1 protein-coding gene is annotated in these 1687 nt (G+C 64.7%); it reads left to right on the plus strand.

Annotated features, from left to right (window positions below; genetic code table 11):
• The first annotated feature begins 175 nt into the window (after positions 1-175).
• Positions 176-1309 carry an IS630 family transposase gene (locus ABZ453_RS51215; RefSeq protein ID WP_359026957.1) on the plus strand — a complete coding sequence of 378 codons (1134 nt, stop codon included), beginning with the start codon at positions 176-178 and terminating at the stop codon, positions 1307-1309.
• The last annotated feature ends 378 nt before the right edge of the window (positions 1310-1687 follow it).

Raw genomic sequence — 1687 nt, forward strand, 5'->3', positions numbered from 1 at the left:
GCCAACGTCAGGTGAACTGGCAGTTCACCACCCACGACGCACGCATCAAACTGCGCCACCTCTATCCCAAAAATTAGCCACGACAGTCTACTAGTGCCGCATCAGGCAACGTTCGCCCTGTCGTGGTGTCGTCCAGTTGCTGCGCCGGGAAGCGCCAGACGGCCACAATGATCGCGTGGCTGAACGTGTGCGGGTCCGGGAAATTGACGACGACGAGGGCAGGCGCCTGCTGCGGATCATCCGCAGAGGCACTGGCTCGGTGGTGACCTGGCGGCGGGCTCAGATGGTGCTGTTATCCGCGCAGGGCATGCCGGTTGCGAAGATCGCCGAGGTGACGTTCACCAGCGACGACCGGGTCCGCGACGTGCTCCATAACTTCAACGCGGACGGCTTCGACTCGCTTTACCCCAAGTACAAGGGCGGCCGGCCGAAGACCTTCACCCTCCCGGAACGCCGGGAGATCAAGAAGATCGCCAAGTCGAAGCCGGCCGAGCACGGCCTGCCGTTCTCGACCTGGAGTCTGGCCAAGCTGGCCGACTTCCTGGTCGCCGAGGGGGTGGTCGACGACATCAGCCACGAGGGCCATCGCATCCTGCTCCGCGAGGAGGGCGTCTCGTTTCAACGCGTGAAGACCTGGAAGACCTCCCGCGACCCCGACTACGCGGCCAAGAAGGCCCGCGTCGAACACCTCTACGCGATCGCCGACGGTGAGGTCATACCCGAGGAAGGAGAGCCCGAAGTCATCTTCTGCCTGGATGAGTTCGGACCGCTCAATCTCCAGCCGCACCCCGGCCGGCATTGGGCCGAACGCGGCGGCGCACACAAGGACCCCGACCGCGATCCCCGGCCCCGCCGCCGGGCGACCTACACCCGCCCGCACGGAGTCCGCCACCTGTTCGCCGCCTACGACCTGGCCAAGGAGCAGCTTTACGGACACGTCAAGAAGACCAAGAACAGGTCGAAGTTCCTGGAGTTCTGCCGTTACCTGCGCTCGCTGCACCCGGCGAACGTGCGCATTGCCATCGTCTGCGACAACTACTCACCGCACCTGACGACGAAGCGCTGCCAGCGGGTCGGGACGTGGGCGGCGGCCAACAACGTCGAGTTCGCCTACACGCCGACCAACTCCTCCCGGCTCAACCGGATCGAGGCTCAGTTCACTGCCCTGCGGTACTTCGCTCTCGACGGCACCGACCATGCCAGCCACAAGGAGCAAGGGAGCATGATCCGCCGCTACATCATCTGGCGGAACAAGCACGCCGCCGACGAACGCCTACGCGAGGTCGTGAACAGGGCGAACGTTGCCTGATGCGGCACTAGGCACTCAAGGGGTCTGCTATCGCATCCATCTCGTGAGACCTCAGCCACAGCCCGACCCCGGCAGCATCTACGTCCACTGGGTAGTGTTGTAATGACATAAGCGCGGCTGTGCCCGTTCCACTCATCTGAGTACCGCGCACCGAGGATGTGACTGGTGACGTTTCGTGCCGGTCGAGGAGGAGGGGGCACGGCAGGACTGCGCCGGACCGCCCGCGCCGAAGCGTGCTGCCATCCCCGACAGGTTCCTCGATGTTGCAGGGCGAGTGCGGGCCGCTGAAGGCGATACAGGACATGACCATCCAGATATCAGAGGTGGGGAATCTGCCCGCAGCCCTGACCACGTTCGTGGGCAGGCGCCGGGACCTCG

It is taken from the genome of Streptomyces sp. NPDC005799 (assembly GCF_040630525.1).
Classification (GTDB): Bacteria; Actinomycetota; Actinomycetes; order Streptomycetales; family Streptomycetaceae; genus Streptomyces; species Streptomyces griseorubiginosus_B.